The organism is Sphingobacteriales bacterium (assembly GCA_012517435.1).
Classification (GTDB): Bacteria; Bacteroidota; Bacteroidia; order CAILMK01; family JAAYUY01; genus JAAYUY01.
The window spans coordinates 1-3257 of sequence record JAAYUY010000233.1; the positions used below are offsets into that span (position 1 = coordinate 1).

Here is a 3257-nt window from a genome sequence, read left to right on the forward strand (position 1 = left end):
AAAACAAACAAACCAACCCATGGTAAAAATAACGCTTTTAAGTCAAATCATAAATTTATTTCCATGAGAAGATTTTAAACAACTTGTCGGGGAACATGCGGTTAAGACACCTATGGCTTGATTTTTAAAATTCCATTTCTCTCTTTCTTTTTGCGTTTATACTATCATTTTTTTACTTTTATAAATTATTTTGGGCAGCAGTGATTTTATTTGGTCATCGATAAACAAATGGATTTTTTCAGTTATCAGGTTTAACAAAAAATCTTCAGTGTCAAATCTGAAATTCAGACCGCCTGATAATGTAAAATCTAAACCAGACTCAGGGAAGAATATCGCGGTCAAGCCATCTTTTTTTGTGACGGAAAGAAGATAAAGAAGAATGCTACACACAGAGCACCGGCAGCAGAAACAGTAAACATGGTTTGAGGATTAAAAATATTCCATAGCAAGCCTCCCAACGAAGAGGCCAGAAAAGCGGCCACACTTGCCAGAGAGTTATAAAAGCCAAGTGCGGTAGCTGTATGAGTTTTGGGTGTGATGTTGCTGATCCATGCTTTAGAGACACCTTCTGTGGAAGCTGCATAGATGGCATAAAAGGCAAAAATAATAGCCGTCAGCCAGTAATTTTTTCCACTCCATCCAATAGAGAAATAAACAATGGCAAATACAAAAAAACCGAGTATTAACACGTTTTTCATGCCAATTTTGTCAGCCAGCGAGCCAAGCGGAAAAGAAAGGAGTGCATAACACAGGTTGTAGAAAATATAAAAAGCAATCATCTCAACATCGCTGTAGCCTGCTGTCTTCAACATTAATAACAGAAATGCATCTGAACTGTTGATAAGGGTGAAAGCAAGCAGGCCGGTAACAATTTTTCTGTATTCTCCTGACGACTGTTTCCAGTATTTGAAATAGGCCAGAAAGGAAACCTTGTTTTTTTCTGTTAAAACAGCTTTTTTTTCACGAAGAAAAAAAGTAAGTAATATGGCAATCAATCCGGGGATGAAGGCAATGAAAAAGATGAGTTTATATTGCTCGGGATAATAATAAAGGAAAGCCAGAGCAGCAGCAGGGCCGATGGCTGCACCAAGTGTATCCATACCTCTGTGAAAACCAAATACTTTCCCTTTGTTTTCGGGGTCTGATTCATCGCTGAGGATGGCATCCCTTGCACTTGTTCTTATTCCTTTACCCAGCCTGTCGAGTGTTCTTGCTCCGAAAATCCAAAGCGGGAAAGTAAACAAGGCCATCATGGGTTTTGAAACAGCGCTCAGGCCATAGCCCCAGCGAACAAAAGGGACTCTTTTACCGATGGTATCAGATAATTGTCCAAAATAACCTTTTGATAATCCGGCAGTCAGCTCAGCAAGGCCTTCCAGAATTCCGATCAGTAAAACAGAAAATCCGATGGATTTGAGGTAAACAGGCATGACCGGATAAAGCATCTCGCTGGCAACATCAGTGGTGAGGCTGACAAAGGACAGGAGCAGAATGGTTTTGGTCAGGAACTTCTGGCGAAACATCAAAAGAGTCTCAAAAGATTGGGTGACTGATGGGATTCGAACCCACGGCCCTCAGAGCCACAATCTGATGCTCTAACCAACTGAGCTACAGCCACCAAATAATTGCGCTGCAAAATTATGTAAAGTTTTAAAACTGGAAAATGAAAATTTATTCGAAAAGGACTGCATTTAATGCCTTTATAGTTGTTCTGCCTTTAACTTTAATTTCGTTGCCTCCGGATGAACCGGACAAAAACTGAATAAATAATTCAGGACTGTAGATTTGAAAACATGAAAAAAGCAACAGAAAATTCAGTGTGAAATAAAGCTGTAAGTATTAAGCGAAGCTGAACAAAATGGTATAGACTTAACCATGAGAAAGTACCAATTATCCTGTAGCCTTTATTATACCTGAAAGGTTGCTGTTCAGGTACAAAGTTTTAAACGATAAAAAGAATATTTTTTTATTCACGGCAGAATTTACTAATACTCAAATCATTGGTGATTTAAGTATTAATAATAACATTTTAGCGACAAAGGAAAATATATTAGCTTTGTGTCATGATTCAATTACCGGAAGGCTATATATTGATTAAAAAAGAGGATGATAATCACCTGCTTCAGACAATACAAAATTTGACAGCAAGAGTAGAGGAATCAGAAAGTCAATTCAGAAAAAACAGAAGCAACCGCAATAAGCTCCTGTCCACAGATATTTTTAGAAAACCAATTAAATACATTAGAGCACAAAATTGGAAACATCAGGGTGCAAAAACAGGTGATTCAATAAAATTAGTCCCGGTTTTTAGTTAACAGAAGCAAAACAGTAACACTGTGAGTTAAATAATTATTTATGAATTGGAAGGATGAATACAGAAAATATGTGGCTCAGCTGACTGATTTTGAAGATATGCTGATAGCTGTTGACCATGCCGAAGGCATATATCTGTATGATAAAAGCGGGAAAAAATACATGGATTTGCTCTCAGGTATTGCCGTCAATATACTTGGGCACAAACATTCTGCTGTCATCAGTGCGGTCAGGCGGCAGGCAGAACGTTACCTGCACCTGATGGTTTATGGTGAGTTTGTACAGGAAGAAACCCTGATACTGGCCAAAAAACTTGCCTCCCTGCTCCCTGAAAGTCTTTCCAAATCTTTTTTTGTCAATTCAGGCTCAGAAGCCATAGAAGGGGCTATCAAACTGGCCAAACTTTTTACGAAAAGAAGCGAAATAATTGCCTTTTCGGGCTCCTATCATGGCAGTACGCATGCGACCCTTAATCTGCTCGGAGAAAGACGTTTTAAAGCACCTTTCCTCCCACTGTCTCCTGATGTCAGAATTCTGCAATATAATGATTTTGAAGGATTTAAGTATATTACTGAAAGAACAGCCTGTGTTGTTTTGGAGTTGATTCAAACTGCTTCAGGAATGGTGATGCCTTTACGCGGTTTTATTCAGTCGGTCAGGGAAAGGTGTTCAGAAACAGGTACCTTGCTGATTTTTGATGAGATGCAAACCTCTTTGGGCAGACTGGGTGCCATGTTTGGGTTTCAGAAATTTGGAGTTGTTCCGGATATTTTGTGCCTGGCAAAAAGCCTTGGAGGAGGTGTTCCGACAGGTGTTTTTATTTCTTCGGAAAAAATCATGAATGCCCTCGATAACGGACATCCCTTAATCGGTCATGCCACTACTTTCGGAGGAAATCCCCTTGCCTGTGCGGTGGCTTCTGCTGTTATCGACACATTAATCAG

At 39.3% G+C, this 3257-nt stretch carries 2 protein-coding genes and 1 tRNA gene; 1 reads left to right on the forward strand and 2 read right to left on the reverse strand.

The genetic code is table 11. From position 1 onward, the window contains the following. Positions 1–338: 338 nt before the first annotated feature. Positions 339–1523, reverse strand: a complete 1185-nt coding sequence (locus GX437_12880) for an MFS transporter (GenBank protein NLJ08550.1) — start codon at positions 1521–1523, stop codon at positions 339–341. A 21-nt stretch (positions 1524–1544) separates the two neighbouring features. Then, positions 1545–1618 (reverse strand) — tRNA-His (locus tag GX437_12885). Between the two features lie 737 nt (positions 1619–2355). Between GX437_12885 and GX437_12890 the strand changes: the two genes are divergently transcribed. After that, positions 2356–3257, forward strand: a 902-nt coding sequence (locus tag GX437_12890) for an aspartate aminotransferase family protein (GenBank protein ID NLJ08551.1), incomplete at its 3' end; no start/stop codon positions are given.